This is a genomic window from Acidobacteriota bacterium (assembly GCA_018001935.1).
Classification (GTDB): domain Bacteria; phylum Acidobacteriota; class JAAYUB01; order JAAYUB01; family JAAYUB01; genus JAGNHB01.
Genome location: JAGNHB010000005.1, coordinates 88,648 through 103,404 on the forward strand (window position 1 = coordinate 88,648; position 14,757 = coordinate 103,404).

9 protein-coding genes are annotated in these 14,757 nt (G+C 69.6%); 2 read left to right on the top strand and 7 right to left on the bottom strand.

The window, feature by feature from the left end:
* Window positions 1-65: 65 nt before the first annotated feature.
* From KA419_03535 to KA419_03565, 7 genes are all read right to left on the bottom strand, one after another.
* Window positions 66-1,649, bottom strand: a complete 1,584-nt coding sequence (locus KA419_03535; GenBank protein MBP7864998.1) for an anthranilate synthase component 1 — start codon at window positions 1,647-1,649, stop codon at window positions 66-68.
* A complete protein-coding gene (aroF, locus tag KA419_03540; GenBank protein ID MBP7864999.1) occupies window positions 1,646-2,662 on the bottom strand; it encodes a 3-deoxy-7-phosphoheptulonate synthase in 1,017 nt (338 codons plus the stop codon). The genes KA419_03535 and aroF overlap by 4 nt, the downstream gene beginning before the upstream one ends.
* Entirely contained in the window at window positions 2,659-3,750 is a 1,092-nt protein-coding gene (gene aroC, locus KA419_03545; GenBank protein MBP7865000.1) for a chorismate synthase, read from the bottom strand. The genes aroF and aroC overlap by 4 nt, the downstream gene beginning before the upstream one ends.
* Window positions 3,751-3,872: 122 nt before the next feature.
* A complete protein-coding gene (gene aroA / locus KA419_03550) occupies window positions 3,873-5,642 on the bottom strand; it encodes a 3-phosphoshikimate 1-carboxyvinyltransferase (protein ID MBP7865001.1) in 1,770 nt (589 codons plus the stop codon).
* Complete coding sequence (locus KA419_03555; protein ID MBP7865002.1) at window positions 5,639-7,078, bottom strand: type I 3-dehydroquinate dehydratase; 1,440 nt, start codon at window positions 7,076-7,078, stop codon at window positions 5,639-5,641. Before KA419_03555 ends, aroA begins: the two co-directional genes overlap by 4 nt.
* Entirely contained in the window at window positions 7,066-8,172 is a 1,107-nt protein-coding gene (aroB, locus tag KA419_03560; GenBank protein ID MBP7865003.1) for a 3-dehydroquinate synthase, read from the bottom strand. The genes KA419_03555 and aroB overlap by 13 nt, the downstream gene beginning before the upstream one ends.
* Before the next feature lie 645 nt (window positions 8,173-8,817).
* Window positions 8,818-10,722: a radical SAM protein gene (locus KA419_03565; protein ID MBP7865004.1), complete on the bottom strand. Its 1,905-nt coding sequence runs from the start codon at window positions 10,720-10,722 to the stop codon at window positions 8,818-8,820.
* Between the two features lie 957 nt (window positions 10,723-11,679).
* Between KA419_03565 and KA419_03570 the strand changes: the two genes are divergently transcribed.
* Together KA419_03570 and KA419_03575 are read left to right on the top strand one after the other, a co-directional pair.
* Window positions 11,680-13,803, top strand: a complete 2,124-nt coding sequence (locus tag KA419_03570; GenBank protein MBP7865005.1) for a hypothetical protein — start codon at window positions 11,680-11,682, stop codon at window positions 13,801-13,803.
* Window positions 13,804-14,039: 236 nt separating this feature from the next.
* A complete protein-coding gene (locus tag KA419_03575) occupies window positions 14,040-14,636 on the top strand; it encodes a hypothetical protein (GenBank protein MBP7865006.1) in 597 nt (198 codons plus the stop codon).
* Window positions 14,637-14,757: the final 121 nt, after the last annotated feature.

The window sequence follows — 14,757 nt, forward strand, 5'->3', positions numbered from 1 at the left end:
TCTGCAATTCTCCCCGTTCGTGTGGTTCGCGTGGTTCGTGGTTCCATTGTCGTGTCCCTGAATTCTTATTCGATCGCCTTCAGGACCGCTTCCGCCTTTTGGCGGGTCTCGGCGGCCTCCGCGTCGGGGTCGGAGTCGTAGACGATGCCCGCGCCGGCCCGGACGTGGGCGACCCCGTCGCAGACCCACGCCGAGCGGATCACGATGCAGGTGTCCAGGGAGCCGTCGTGGGCCAGGTAGCCCACGGCCCCGCCATAGGGGCCGCGGCGGCTTTCCTCGTAGAGGCGGAGGAGTTCGGCGGCCTTCATCTTCGGGGCGCCCACCAGCGTCCCCATGTTCATCCCCGCCACGTAGGCGTGGAGGCCGTCCATCCCCTCGTTCAGCTCGCCGCTCACCCGGGAGACGAGGTGCATCACGTGGGAGTAGCGGTCCACCTGCAGGAGCCGGTCCACCCGCCGGGTGCCGGGGCGGCTCACCCGGGCCACGTCGTTGCGGGCGAGGTCCAGGAGCATCATGTGCTCGGCCACCTCCTTGGCGCTCAGGCGAAGTTCCGCCTCGAGCCGGTTGTCCAGGTCGGGGTCGATCTCCCCCTCGGCGGTGAACCCCCGCGGGCGGGTCCCGGCGATGGGGCGGATCTCGAAGCGGGGCGGCCGCCCCTCCACCTTCACGGCGGTCTCGGGGGAGGCGCCGAAGAGGACGCCGTGCTCCCCGTTGAGGAAGAACATGTAGGGGCTGGGGTTGTGGGCCCGCAGCCGGCGGTAGGCCGCGAAGGGTTGCCGGCAGGGAACGGAGAAGGTCCGGCTGGGGACGATCTGGATCACGTCCCCGGCGACGATGTGTTCCTTCATCCTGCGGACGCACGCCGCGTACGCCGCATCGGACAGGTCGGCGACGGGGGCCGGCCGGGCCGTCTCCCCGGGCGTTGCCGGAGCCTCGGGCGCCTCCCCGTGGATCTGGAGCGTCTCGACGGCGGCCGCCACCTTCCGGATGGACGCCGTGGCGTCGTGGTAGGCGGCCTCGGCGCCGGGCCCGCCGAACACGTGGGCGATGACGGTGGTGGTGTGGGTCCGGTGGTTGACCCAGGCCATCTCGTCGGGGAGGAGGAACTCGTAGTCCGGCCAGGGCCGCAGGGCGGGTTTGCCGGGCGGGAGGGCCTCGCAGCTGTCGATGAAGTCGTAAGCGAAGGACCCCGCCAGGATGGGCCCGAGGGAGGACTGGTCCCCCACCACCGACTGGCCGCGGACCAGCGCCCGCAGTGCGTCCGCGGGCGACGGGGCGAGGAGCCGGGCGGCGTCCTCGCCGGGCGGGGGCGGCGGGAAGCGAAGGACGAGCCGCCCGGGTTCGTCGGCGACCACCGCGGCCGTCCCGGCCAGGCGCTCCTTCAGCCAGGCCACCAGCCCCGTGCCGTTGGGGTTGAGAGCCGCCGCCTCGACGTCCCGGCCGAAACAGCGCAGGCGGACCGCGGCACGCGTTACGAGAAGGCTCTTCTCCCCCTGCTGGGTGCTGCGGTCGCCGGATTCAAGCAGGAGGGTGTCGCGGCGTGTCCCGCGGTCCGTCAGGACGGCGAAGAGGGCGTGGGGTTCGGGGGCGTCGGCGAGGACGCGCACCAGGGGAAGGCACTGGCCGGTCGCGGGCAGGGGGGTGTTCATAACGTTCTCCCCGCCGCTTCGACGAAGGGTTTGAGCCGTCGCATCACGGCGGCGAACTGCTCCGGGTAGAGGGACTGCTCGCCGTCGGAGAGGGCCCGCGCGGGGTCGGGGTGGACCTCCACGATGATCCCGTCCGCCCCGCAGGCGGCGGCGGCGTAGGCCATGGGCCCCACCAGCTCCCGAACCCCCGTGCCGTGGGAAGGGTCCACGACGACGGGCAGATGGCTCCGCTGCTTGACGTAGGGGACGGCGCTCAGGTCCAGGGTGTTGCGGGTGGCGGTCTCGAAGGTCCGGATCCCCCGCTCGCAGAGGATCACGTCCGGGTTCCCCTCGCTGCAGACGTACTCGGCGGCCAGGAGCAGGTCCTTGACGCTGGCGGCCAGGCCGCGCTTGAGCAGGACCGGCTTGCGGGCCTGCCCCGCCACCTGGAGCAGTCGGAAGTTCTGCATGTTCCGGGCGCCGATCTGGATCACGTCGGCGTGGCGGGCCACCATCTCCACGTCGCCGATGTCCATGGCCTCGGTCACCACGGGCATGCCGGTCGCTTTCCCCACGGCGGCCAGGATCTCCAGGCCCTCCACGCCCAGGCCCTGGAAGCTGTAGGGGCTGGTGCGGGGCTTGAAGGCGCCGCCCCGGAGAGCCCGGGCCCCGTGTTCCTTCACGATCCGGGCGGTGCGGTCCATCAGTTCCGCGGACTCCACGGCGCAGGGGCCGGCGATCACCACGAACCGGTCGGCCCCCACCGCTACGCCCTCGCCCAGGTTCACCACCGTGTCGTGGGGGTGCAGCTCGCGGCTGACCAGTTTGTAGGGGGCCAGGATGGGCGTGACGCTCTCCACCTGGGGGTAGCTCTCCAGGTGCAGCTTCGCCAGCACCCGCTCGTCCCCGATGGCGCCGAGGACGACCCGCTCGGTGCCGGGCATGTAGAGGGGTTTGCAGCCCATCGCCTCGATCCGGTCGAGCAGTTCCTGGGCGGCCGCCTTGTCGCTGCCGGGTTTCAACACGACGATCATGGGGAAATCCTCCCTTCCTCGATTTGCGGGGGCCCCGCCGCGTAGGGCCGCTGGCGGAGCCAGGCGTCGCCCAGGACCAGGCAGGCCATGGCCTCGGCGACGGGGACCAGGCGGGGGCAGATGCAGGGGTCGTGACGGCCGCGGACCTCGAGGACCACGGGGTTCCCGTCGACGTCCACCGTGTCCTGGGGCCTGGCGATGGAGGAGGCGGGCTTCACCGCCAGGCGGGCCACGACGGTCGCCCCCGTGGAGATCCCGCCCAGGGTCCCGCCGGCGTGGTTGGTGGCGAAGCCGCCCGGCCGGAGGGCGTCGTTGGCTTCCGATCCCCGCATGCCGGCCAGGGCGAAGCCGTCGCCGAACTCCACGCCCTTCACGGCGCCGATGGAAAGGAAGGCGGCGCCCAAGCGCGCCTCCAGCTTTCCGAAGACCGGGTCGCCGAGGCCGGCGGGCACGCCGTCGGCCCGGACTTCCACGATGCCGCCCACGGAGTCCCCCGCGTCCCGGGCCTCGCCGATCACGTCGGCCATCCGCCGGGCGGCCTGCGCGTCGGCGCAGCGAACGGGGTTGCGCTCGATCTCGGTGGGGTCGAAGGCCTCGGCCCAAACCGGGCCGACCCGCACCACGTGGCCGGTGACCGAGATCCCCTGCGGGGCGAGCAGCTGGCGGACCAGCGCCCCGGCCGCCACCCGGGCCGCGGTCTCCCGCCCCGAGGTCCGGCCGCCGCCGCGGTGGTCGCGGACGCCGTACTTGCGCCACCAGGTGTAGTCGGCGTGCCCCGGCCGGAAGCGGTCGCGCAGGTCGTCGTAGTCCGACGGCCGGGCGTCGTCGTTGCGGACCCACAGCGTGAGGGGGGCCCCCGTGGTGCGGCCCTCGAAGAGGCCGGAGAGGACCTCCACGCGGTCCTTCTCCTGCCGCGGGGTGGCGATGCCGGACTGCCCCGGCCGGCGCCGGTCCATCTCGCGCTGGATCGCCGCGAGGTCCACCGGGAAGGCGGGGGGGTAGCCGTCCACCACCACGCCGATCCCGGGCCCGTGGCTCTCGCCGAAGGTGGTGACCCTCAGTATCTCACCGAACGAATTGGATGCCATCCTGCCCTCCACTCAGATTCAAACCGGGAACCGAACAGGTCGGACAAGTCAGACCAGTCGGACAAGTCAGACCAGTCGGATGCGATTTCGGTGTTTCCCTCTTTCTTTTCAGCTCTTTGGCCTCAGTCATCCTTGAAGCCCTCTTGGCCCTTTGGGTTCCTTTCCCTCGCTCTGTCATCCCCCTCTCTCCCCCACGCCCTCCCGATCTTTTCCGCCGCCTCCCCGGGGCCGGCCACGCTGGTGTCCACCCTCATCCGGGCGCACTCCCGGTAGAGCGGTTCCCGGAGCGCGAAAACGTTGGGCAGCTCCGCCTCGGGCGGCTCCCCCGTCAGGCTGGGCCGCCCGGAGCCCCGGACCCGCTGCGCCAGGATCGCCGGGTCCGCGTGCAGCCAGACGGTGAAACGCTCCCGGAGGGCCTCCCGCACTTTGGCGTGCAACACCGCTCCGCCGCCGGTGGCCAGCACCGTGCCCGGCTCGCCGAGCAATTCGAGCAGCAGGGCGTGCTCCCGCTCCCGGAAGCCCGCCTCGCCGTGCCGTTCGAAGACCCGGGGGATGTCCAGGCCCGCCCGGCGCTCCAGTTCGGCATCGGCGTCGACGAAGCGCAGGCCCGTCGCCGACGCCAGCCGGCGGCCGATCTCGGTTTTCCCGGCCCCCCGCATGCCGATCAGCACGGGTCCCCGCAGCGGCCCCGCCGCCCGGATCCGCGCCAGGGTCTCCCAGAACCCCGGGAAGGACTTGGACACGCACCCCGGGTTGGCGGCCCGGACCCCGGGGGACCGGAGCGAGAGGACCCCGTACGCCATGGCCATGCGGTGGTCGCCGGCATCGTCCAGGGTCGCGTCCACGGCGGGGGGCGCCGCGAAGGGATGCAGGTCGAGGCCGTCCGCGTGTTCGGTGATGTTCGCGCCCAGCTGCCGGAAGGCCGCCGCCAGGACGGCGATGCGGTCGCACTCCTTGATCCGGGTGTGCTTCGCCCCCCGGATCCGGACCGGCCCCCGGGCGTAGAGCGCGCAGGCCGCCAGGGGCGCGATGAGGTCGGGCGTGCGGGCCAGGTCGAACGCCGGGTCGGCCTCGGTCGACAGGGCTTTCAGCATCCCGCCGAAGGCCGCGTCCCCCTGCAGGGACTCGCCGGGGGAAAGGAGTCCCGGGACGCGGACGGGCCGGCCCGAGACGAAGCCCGCGGCGAGGACGAAGGAGGCCGAGGACCAGTCGGGTTCCACCGTGAAGCCCCCCGCGGCCCCGGCGGCGTAGTCCCCCGGGAAGACCCGGATGGTCCGGGTGTCGGGGCGTTCGAGCCGGATCCCCGCCCGCTCCATCATCCGGACCGTCATCTCCAGGTAGGGCTCCGAGACCAGGTCTCCGGCCAGGCGGACCGTCAGCGGGCGGCCGAGGGCAGGGGCCGCCAGGAGCAGCCCGCTGGCGAACTGGCTGGAGAGGGAGGTGTCCACAGTCACCTCTGCCGGGGCGGGGCCGGTCCGTTCCAGGCGAAGGGGCGGGAAACCCTGCCGGACGGGATACCCCACCCGGACGCCCAGCCTCTCCAGGGCGTCGCCGAGTGGTCCGACGGGGCGCTCGCGCATCCGGGCGTCGCCGTCCAGCCACAGCGGGCCATCCGTCACCAGGGCGAGGCAGCTCCCGAACCGGAGGGTGGTCCCGCCGTTGCCGCAGTACAGGGGCTCCCCGGTCCCCCTGAGCGGGCCCGGCCGGACGCGCGCCGTGTCGGCGTCCCACGCGACGCTCGCGCCCAGGGCGCCGAGAAGGGCCGTGAGGTGACGGGAGTCGTCGCAGGGGAGCGCCCCGCGGATCTCCAGCGGACGCGAGGCCAGGGCGGCCATCACCAGGGCCCGCTGGGTCATGCTCTTGCTTCCGGGGACCGGGACGTCGAGGGTCATGGCAGGTACTCCCGCAGGGTTTCGGCGTCCAGGTCCAGGCCCGTCAGCCAGCGCACCTGGGCGGCGCCCTGGTGGAGCCACATCTCCACGGCGGGGATGGCGACGGCGCCCTCCGTCCAGGCTTGCCGCAGCAGGCGGCAGGGTTCCGGGCCGAGGGCGAGGTCGAACACCACCCGCTTCCGAAGGGGCGTGTTGTCCGGCCAGGGGCTGTCGGGGCCGCTGGAGGGCGTCGCGTTGATCAGCACGGCGGCCTCGACCTCCGCGCGCTCCCCCCAGGGGACGCAGCGGGTGCGGGGGCCGAGCTTCCGGGCGGCCTTGCCGAGGTCCCGCGCCGCGAAGACCACGTCCCACCCGAGGTCCTCGCAGACCGCGCCGGCGGCCCGGGCCGCGCCGCCTGCACCCAGGACCAGCGCCGTGGGGGGCGTGCCCGGCGTGGCGGCGAGGGAGTACCGGAGGGGCAGGAGGATCCCCTCCAGGTCGGTGTTGGTGCACGACATCCCCTCCGGGGAGAACCGGACCGTGTTGGCGGCCCCCACCCGGAGGGCGAGTTCGTCGGGGCGGGCACACTCCAGGGCTTCCTGCTTGTGGGGCATGGTGACGCTCGCGCCGACGGCGCCCAGGTCCTGCAGGAGGGCGAAGGTTTCCGCCGCCTTGTCGGTCAGCACGGGAACGTAGGCGTAGGGGGCCCCGAGGGCCCGGAAGAGCCGGTTGTAAGCCCGCGGCCCCGGCGAGAACCGCACGGAAGGCCCGCCCACCAGCGCCAGGAAGGGTGCGCGGGAACCGTCCGGGAGGCCCATTTCCGTCGCCTCCCCGAGGGTGAGTTGGCCGGGGGCGGTGGAGCCCCCCTCGTCGGCGCAGACGTAGGTCCACTCCGAGTGGAAGTGGGTGTAGCGGACCCGGCTCAGGAGGCCGGCGTAGCCCATCCCGACCCAGACGCCGGGAAGGCCCGCGTGCTCCGCGAGGAGACGCAGGCGGAGCAGGTCCGCGGCGTCCTCGACGGTGACGGCGACCTTCACCAGGTCGGGCTCGAACTCCCGGATCCGGGCCAGGGTGGTCTCCAGGTTCGCGGGGACCCCGTTGAAGTCGTGGACGGAGGCCATCAGCCGGCACTCCTCCCCCGGGCGGACGGTGCGGAAGAACTCCAGGTCGCCCGGGAAGTCCGCATCGAGGACCCCGGCCCCCGCCTCGGCGGCCTGAAAAAGGAGCCGTACCCGCTCCTCCTCCGGAAGTTGGCGGAACCCGCCCTGCCGGGGGGAGCGGCAGCACACCACGAGCCGGCGGCCCCACCGGGTGACCAGGTCGAAGAGGTCGGCGTCGGGCGTCTCCAGGGCGTCGAGGCGGACCTCCTGCAGACAGCCCGGCGCCAGCTCGAAGCCCCGCTCGAGGCGCCGGGCCAGGTCCGCCGTCGTGTTTTCCCGGCCGGTCAGGCACAGCATGGCTTCCCTCCTTCCGTCAGGGTTTCATAGGCGGCTTCCAGTTCGGGGGTTGTCACGGGAACGGCCCAGCCGGAGTCCTCACCGCCCATCCGGCCGAGGGCCGCCGGCAGGGCGCAGTGGACGACCCCGTCCCGGGTCTTCTTGTCCGCGGCCAGGTGGGGGGCCAGCGCTTCGAAGGGGCAGGGCGGGCGCAACGGGAACCCCATCCCCGCGAGGAGTCGAAGCAGCCGGGCCCGGTCCGCCGGGGGGAAGGCGCAGCGGCGCCGGGCCACGGCCGACTCCACCGCCATCCCCAGGGCGACGGCCTCCCCGTGGGGTACGGCGTAGTCCGTCGCGCGCTCGAGGGCGTGGCCGACGGTGTGCCCGAAGTTGAGCACCCGGCGGAGTCCCGCCTCGCGGGTGTCGCGGGCCACCACGCCGGCCTTCACCTCCACGCAGCGCCGGATCACGGCGTCGGGGGGGATCGGGCCCCCGCTTTGAACCAGGGTTTCCAGGGCTTCGAAGAGGTCCCCGCCGGCGATCACGGCGTGCTTGGCGGCCTCGGCCAGGCCGTTGCGCAGTTCGGCCGGCGGGAGGCTCGCCAGCCAGGACGTGGCCAGCAGGACGGCCCGGGGCTGGTGGAAGGCGCCCACGAGGTTCTTGCCGTGCCGGGTGTTGACGCCCGTCTTGCCGCCCACCGAGGCGTCCACCTGGGCGAGGAGGCTCGTGGCGACGCCGACGTGGGCGACGCCGCGCAGGTAGGTGGCGGCCACGAAGCCGGCCACGTCCAGGGCGATCCCGCCCCCGAGGCCCACCACGCAGGCCTGGCGGTCGGCCCCGGCGTCCAGGAGGGCATCCTCCAGGGCGGCCTTGGTCTCGCGCGTCTTGTGGGCTTCGCCCGGGGGGAAGGACAGCCGGAGCACCCGGGCGGCGAGGGGTTCGAGGGCGCGGACGACCGCGTCGCCGAACCGACCCAGGGTGTTCTCGTCGCCGATCACCGCCGCGGTGCGCCACCCGCTCTCCCAGACTTCCCGGAAGAACGTGCCCGGCGGCGCCCCGACGAAGACCGGGTAGCTCGCTCCCTCGCTGGTACTGACCGTCAACGGCTGGTCCATCGCTGGCTCCGTCCGAAAAAAATCGGGCCCACCGTCCGGTGGGCCCAAGGGTTTGGCTGAATCGGTTCCCGACGCCTTACACTACGGCCCACTCGGCTCGCGCCGCCAGTGCCACCAGTGAAGGGTCGGGGTCGATATCGCGCTCATAACGCCCCCACGATAAAAGAACGCTTCCGCCGTTGTCAAGGGAAAAGTTGGGAGGGCCTGGGCCACGGGCGACACGAAGCGCAAACGCGTGGCCCAAACCGGGTGAACCGGAACAGAAACCACGAAATACACGGAATACACGAACGGGAAAAGAACCACGAACCACACGAACGAAGAATTCTGAATTCAGGAGGCAGGAGGGGGAGACAGCCGTCAGGAGGCCGTCGTCCGGAGGCAGGGGAAAGGATGAGGATGTTTGGCCGGTTGACTTTTCTCGGGGACGCCGCTTCCCTGTGCCTTCGTGCCTTCGCGAGAACGTCCGGGAGCTTTCTCCAGGAGGCGGCGTGGTCCGGTGAAGGCGAGCTTTCGTGCCCCTTGGCCGCATCCGGGGGCGATCCGTTTTTCTTGGCGATCTTTGCGCCTTGGCGAGATCAGGAACCGGATCGGCTCTCGCCAAGGCGCAAAGCGCGCCAAGGAAAACCGCAAAGCGCCTACAGCCTATTCCGATTCCGAACCCGTGGGGTCGTGGGCGGCTGGGCCGCCTTGCGGGGAACGCATCGGGAAGGGGCTGCGAGGCGGGGCGGCGGCCCGGCGGACCCTCCCGGCGAGGAGTCGGAAGGTCCACCCCAGCGTGCGGCGCAGGGTCGGGACCATTCCCACCATGCCGAATACCTGGACGGCCGCGTCGGCGAGGTAGGCCTGGAGCCCGTGGGCGAGGCGTCGGGCGGCGCGCTTGCGCCAGGGCCGCCGGGCGTCGCCCGCCGCGGGGCGCCCCGCCCCCGACCGGGCCACCGGGCGCCAGCTCTTCGGGGCGACGAGGGCCCAGAGAAAGCGGAGCGGGTTGAAGAAGTACGCGTACGCGGCCAGCAGGTTGAGCTGCCGGGCCCCGGGCCGGGCGTGCCGGGTGGCGATCACGTGCATCCCGCTGGTGAGGTGCGGCCCCACGGCCCGGCCCCCCGCGCCAGCGAGGACCATGCCCGACTCGTAGGTCCCTTCGTAGGACTTCGACCCCGGGGCGGGCGTCAGCACGAGGACCTGCAGGTACACCGCCCCGGCGCGCCGGAGCCGGCCCACCTGGTTGAGGACCCCGCGCCCCCCGCGGAAGGTGAACAGCGGCTGGTCGTCGTGGTGCATCAGCATGGGGACGGGGAAAATGCCGTTCTCCCGCAGCAAGCGGAAGGCCTCCACGGTCCGGCCCGGGGACTGCCCCTTGTCCACCAGGGAGCCGCTCATGTCCTCGACGCCCAGCCAGAGTGCCCAGACGCCCGCCCGGCGCACGAGGGGGAGGTGTTCCTTCATCGCGAGCACGTCATGCACGGAGGCCTCGGTACCGAAGCGGATCTTGCGGTGCGCCACGGAGCCGGACCCGACCCGGCGGGCCAGGGTCTCCACGATCTCCAGCGCCCTCCGGCGGTCGGCGAAGAAGTTGTCGTCCGTCCCGAAGATCAGCCGGATGTGGTAGGTGTCGAACAGCCGGCCGATGTCCTCCGCGATCCGCTCCCCGCTCTTGCCGCGGAGCTTCCCCTGGTTGTAGGCGGGGATGGGGCAGTAGGGGCAGTGGAACCGGCAGCCGGCGGTCAGGACCAGCGAGGCCAGGGGCGAGTGGCGTTTGACCTCCCCGGCGGGGAGGGCGGCAGGGCCGAGGGTGGGCCGGGAACCCGGGGGCTCCAGGGCCCGGTACCCCAGGGTGACGTCGGGCAGTTCGTCCAGGTCGCCCAGGAGGCGCTGCACGCCGGTGTCCACCAGTTCCCCGATCCGGCCGTGCGCGTCCGTCCGGGCGTACACCAGGCCCTGCACCCCGTCGAGGGCGCCGGCGTCCCGGGCGCGACGGAAGGCCGAACGCAGGGGCTCGCCCCCGGCGCGGAACGACAGCAGGACCTCCAGCAGTTCCAGGAGGACGTACTCCTCGCCGGTGACGGCGACGTCGGCCCCCCACGGGTCGTCGGGGTTTGCCCCGAAAACGCTCCACGGTTCGTAGATGACCCGGGGGCCCCCGGCGACGACCAGGGGCCGCTGCCCGGCCTCGATGCGGCCGGCGTCGCGGATCATCGCTTCCAGCCGTGCGGCGTGGAGCAGGGCGCCCGAGACGAGGAACAGGTCGGGGACGGCCCCGTCCAGGCGCATCATCGCGGGCCGAAACCGCGGGTTCCACTGCCCCAGGACGATGCGTGTGCGCTCAAAGCCCGAGTCCAGCAGCGCCGCGCCGACGGCCCGGACACCCGCGGGGGCCATCTTCGTGTCGGCGTAGAGGTAGGGCAGCATCCGGCTCCGGGGGTCGAAGGCGAACGCGACCACCGACCTCAGTCCGTGCGCGGGGGCGACCCGGCGGAGCCGCTCCCGGAGCCGGGTCATCTCCCCCGGCTTGAGCAGTTCGTCTCCGCGGTCGCGTCGGGGAAGTTCCACGTCCTGATCCTCCCTTCAATCCTTGATGCGGTCGTAAAAAGTACCATCATCCTCCGGGTGATGGCTCGAGCAAAAGTCTTACAGGCACTTTCCCGCTCGTTTTCCGACTTTTTGCGAACCCGTCAAACCGGAAAGAAACCACGGATGGACACGGATCATCCGGACGCTCCAGAATAAAGAAACAGGCGGTCTCAATCTCTCGCCAAGACGTAAAGCCGCCAAGCCTCGCAAGGCCTGAACCGGAAAAAGGGGATCCCTTTGCGAGGCTCTGCATCCTGGCGTCTTTGCGAGAGACCTTTGACGTCGATTCCGGACCCGGATCGGCACAAGCGGGGCGTTCTAGCCTTGGGGCCTGACGGACGACGCTGCCGGGATTCCCTCCGTCCCTTCATCGGGTTTCCCTGCTCCGAAAACGGTGGGTGATCACCGACGATCTCAAATCTTGCTCATTTTACCAAAGATCTTACTTCGAAGGGCCCGCACCATCGGCGGCCCTGCAACCGGGGAAGCGCCGGTGCTTGCCGACTGGGGCGTCACGGTGACCGCCGTCCCGATGATAGCGTGAGAACCTCCCGGGTGCAACGTCCGAGTCGGATTCAGGCCGCCGGCACCCCGGGAGAACGCGGGAGGCGATCCCGGGAGCGCCGTCGGGCGCAAACGGGGGGATCCGCCTGCAGGAGTGACGCGGCGGAATCCGTTTCCGCTTCTTTGACATGAAGGGGATCACCCGCGCGGCTTGCGGATGAGGTGAGGAGAAGACCGGTGATTTCTCCCAGTTGTTCGGTAAAAAATCCACTTTTGCTTCAGAGATGGATCGATTAGTTTTTAATCGACAAGGGGCTTCACCTGAAGCGGCCCCACCGGGACAGGCCTGGCGGTTGACGCTCTCGCCGCTCCCCGGCGGCAGCGGTTGCGCAAAGGATGGGTGCATCGGGTTCAAGGGAAGGAGGAACGCTGATGAGACTTGGTAAATTCATGATCTGGTTGTGGATTTTCATTGCGGTCCCTGGCGGGGATCTTCTGGCCGGCAACAGTTTCTGGAACGGGAACGGGCCTTGGGGGGGAGTGATCACGCACCTGGCCGTCTCGCCCGCCGCACCGGAGACAGTGTTCGCCTCGACCTCTCCGGAGGGCTTGTTTCGGAGCCACGACGGCGGGCACTCCTGGGCCGCGGTCGATCTCGGTGATGTCAAGCCGGAGGTGACGTGCCTGGCCTTCAACCCGTTTAACCCGGCCATCGTATATGCCTCGGTTCCCGACGCCGGCCTCCTCTGGAGCACCGATTCCGGCGCCAGTTGGAGCGTTCTGGCTGACCGGTTTGCGAACATGTCCATCGAAGCCCTGGTTTTCGATCCTGTCATACCCGGCACCCTCTATCTCGGGACGTGCAGTGGGGCAATGTCGGGAATCTACCGGAGCCATGACGGCGGCATGACCTGGGATCTGATTTCGGAAGGGTTTGCCGAGCTTCGGGTCACGTCCCTGGTGATCGATCCGGACAACCCGGCCACGCTCTACGCGGGCACCCGTTCCAACGGTGTCTTGAAGACCCTCGACAGCGGCGCCAATTGGGTGCCGGTCAACACGAATCTGTTGTCCATGGACATCAAGACCCTGGTCATGGACAGGTCCACAACCAGAGGCTCGACGTCCCTGCAGCCTGTTCTGTATGCGGGAACGGCCTCGGGGCTCTTCCAGACCAGCGACGGAGGCGGCCATTGGTCACCCGCCGGCGTCGGCATCCCTTTCACGGTTATCGATTCGCTGGCGGTTCCCTCCGGATCGCCCGGGATTTTCTATGCGGGGACACGCACGCTGGGTTTGTATCGGAGCACGGACGGTGGCGATCATTGGGTTTCGGCCAATAACGGCCTCAGATCCCTGTCGATCAACGTGATCGACACAACCCATTCCGCCAGGCTCTTCGCCGGGACCGACGGGGGACTCTTCCAGTCGATGGACGAGGGCGACAACTGGAGCAGTTCCGATGCCGGCATTCCGGCCACGACGATCCTCGACCTTGCCTTCGACCCGAAATCCCCATCGACGGTCTACGCCGCAACATGGGGGGAAGGGATATTCAAGAGCGTAGACGGGGGCGAAAGCTGGGCTCCCTCCAGCCAGGGGTTGACGGAATTCAACCTCGCCTCGGTGGTGGCTGACCCCACGAACCCGTCGTTCATCTACACGGCTTCGATTCAGGGTGTCTTCCGGAGCAATGATGCCGGGGCATCCTGGAACACCGCGAGCACCGGTTTGCCGGAGTGGGCGCTGCCTTCCTGCCTGGCCCTTGACCCGTCATCACCCGGGACTCTCTACGTGGGGGGATTCAAAGGGGTTTTTAAAAGCCTGGATGGCGGCGGGCAATGGTCTGCTGCCAGCCCGGACTGGGGTGTTGGGATTGTCGGCACGATCCTGATCGACCCCGTTGATCCATCCATCGTCTATGCCGTCTGGAACGGCTTACTGCCCCCCTACGATCAGAGCCGGGTGTACCGGAGCCGGGATCGGGCAAACACCTGGACTTCCATGAGTGCCGGGCTGCCCCAGGAGGGCATCTTGTCTCTCGCTCTCGACCCCTCCGACCATGGCATCCTCTACGCCGGGACGAAGAATGCCCTCTGCCGGTGGAGTGGCGATGGCCCCTGGCAGAAGGTATGCGCCGACTTCCCCTCCGACGGCCTCTTGAATTCACTGCTCGTGGATCCGTCCCGTTCCAACGTGATTTACGCCGGGACCGACAAGGGCATGTGGAAAAGCGTCGACGGAGGCTGCCGGTGGACGGTCTTTGACCGGGGTCTGAACAACCATTCGGTGGATGTGATCCGGATGGATCCCGCGAATCCGGCCCGACTCCTCGCCGGGACCTCCGGGGGAGGTGTTCTGTCCCTTACGCTGATCCCGGGGGACCTGGATGGGAACGGCTGCGTCGAAGCCGCCGATGTCATGCTCCTGAACGCATTTCTGTCCGGCAGCACGGCCTTCCTCACCGAATTCGCCACCCAGGCGGACCTGAACATGGACGGCCGCGTCGATGCGGTGGATCTTGCACTTCAGCTGCGAGAGGTCGTCACGATTTGATCGCGCGATACGGTCCGGCCGCAAGAGGGGGGAGAAAGATGGATCGGGCCGTCCAATCGTTTGAGGAACGGAAACGGGGACGGGATGCGAACCGGGCGGCAACTGCGATTTGTCCCATGGAATCGATGATTTTTCGGCATTGTCGGCCGGAGGGAATTCTGATACCCTCTGGGTGCGGCCTTGACTTCAATCGCGGTGCTCGGTTAGACTGGATTCAAACAGCGGCGGCGGAAACCATGCCCACCATCGACGAAATGCTCAACGACTTCGAAAAGAGGATCCGGGTCCTCAAGATCGAGTACGACGTGTTTTTCGTCGGGGGCAAGAAAACGCCGCCCCTCAACCTGCGGCAGAGCCTGGAGACCCTCATCCAGCGCATGCTGGAGGAGCAGCATTACACCTTTGCCCAGAAGTTCCGCTTCAACACCCTGGTGGCGCGTTACAACGCCTACCGGGAACTCTGGCGGAAGAAGACGGCGGAGAAGGAGGAGAAGGGCATCCTCCGGGACGAGAGGGAGCTTCAGCAGCTCATCGACCGCGGCCTGACCCAGGCCGCCGAGGCGGACAAGCCCAGCGACGAGTTCACCTTCGTGACCGACGACCCCGCCCGGCACCGGGACCAGGCCAGGGAGTTCTTCAAGTTCATCCAGGATGCCCACCTCTCCGTGAGCGGGCAACCCTTCAAGACGGACTTCGAGAAATTTTTCGACCTTCTGCAGGTGAAAACATCGGAATTGTGTGGAAAGTACAAGAGTCCCGCCGTGGAGTTCCAGGCGGTCATCGACCGGAAGGAGAACAAGGTGAAGTTCTCCGCCAAGGTGAAGAAGACGTGATCGGAGGATCGGGAGGGGATGAAACCGTTTGACGGCTGCCGGGTTTAACCTTCGGGCGGAAGCCGCTCCCCCCCGTGGTGGGCGGAAGCGGCGGTTCAGAAACCGGCCTGCGGGTTCCCCG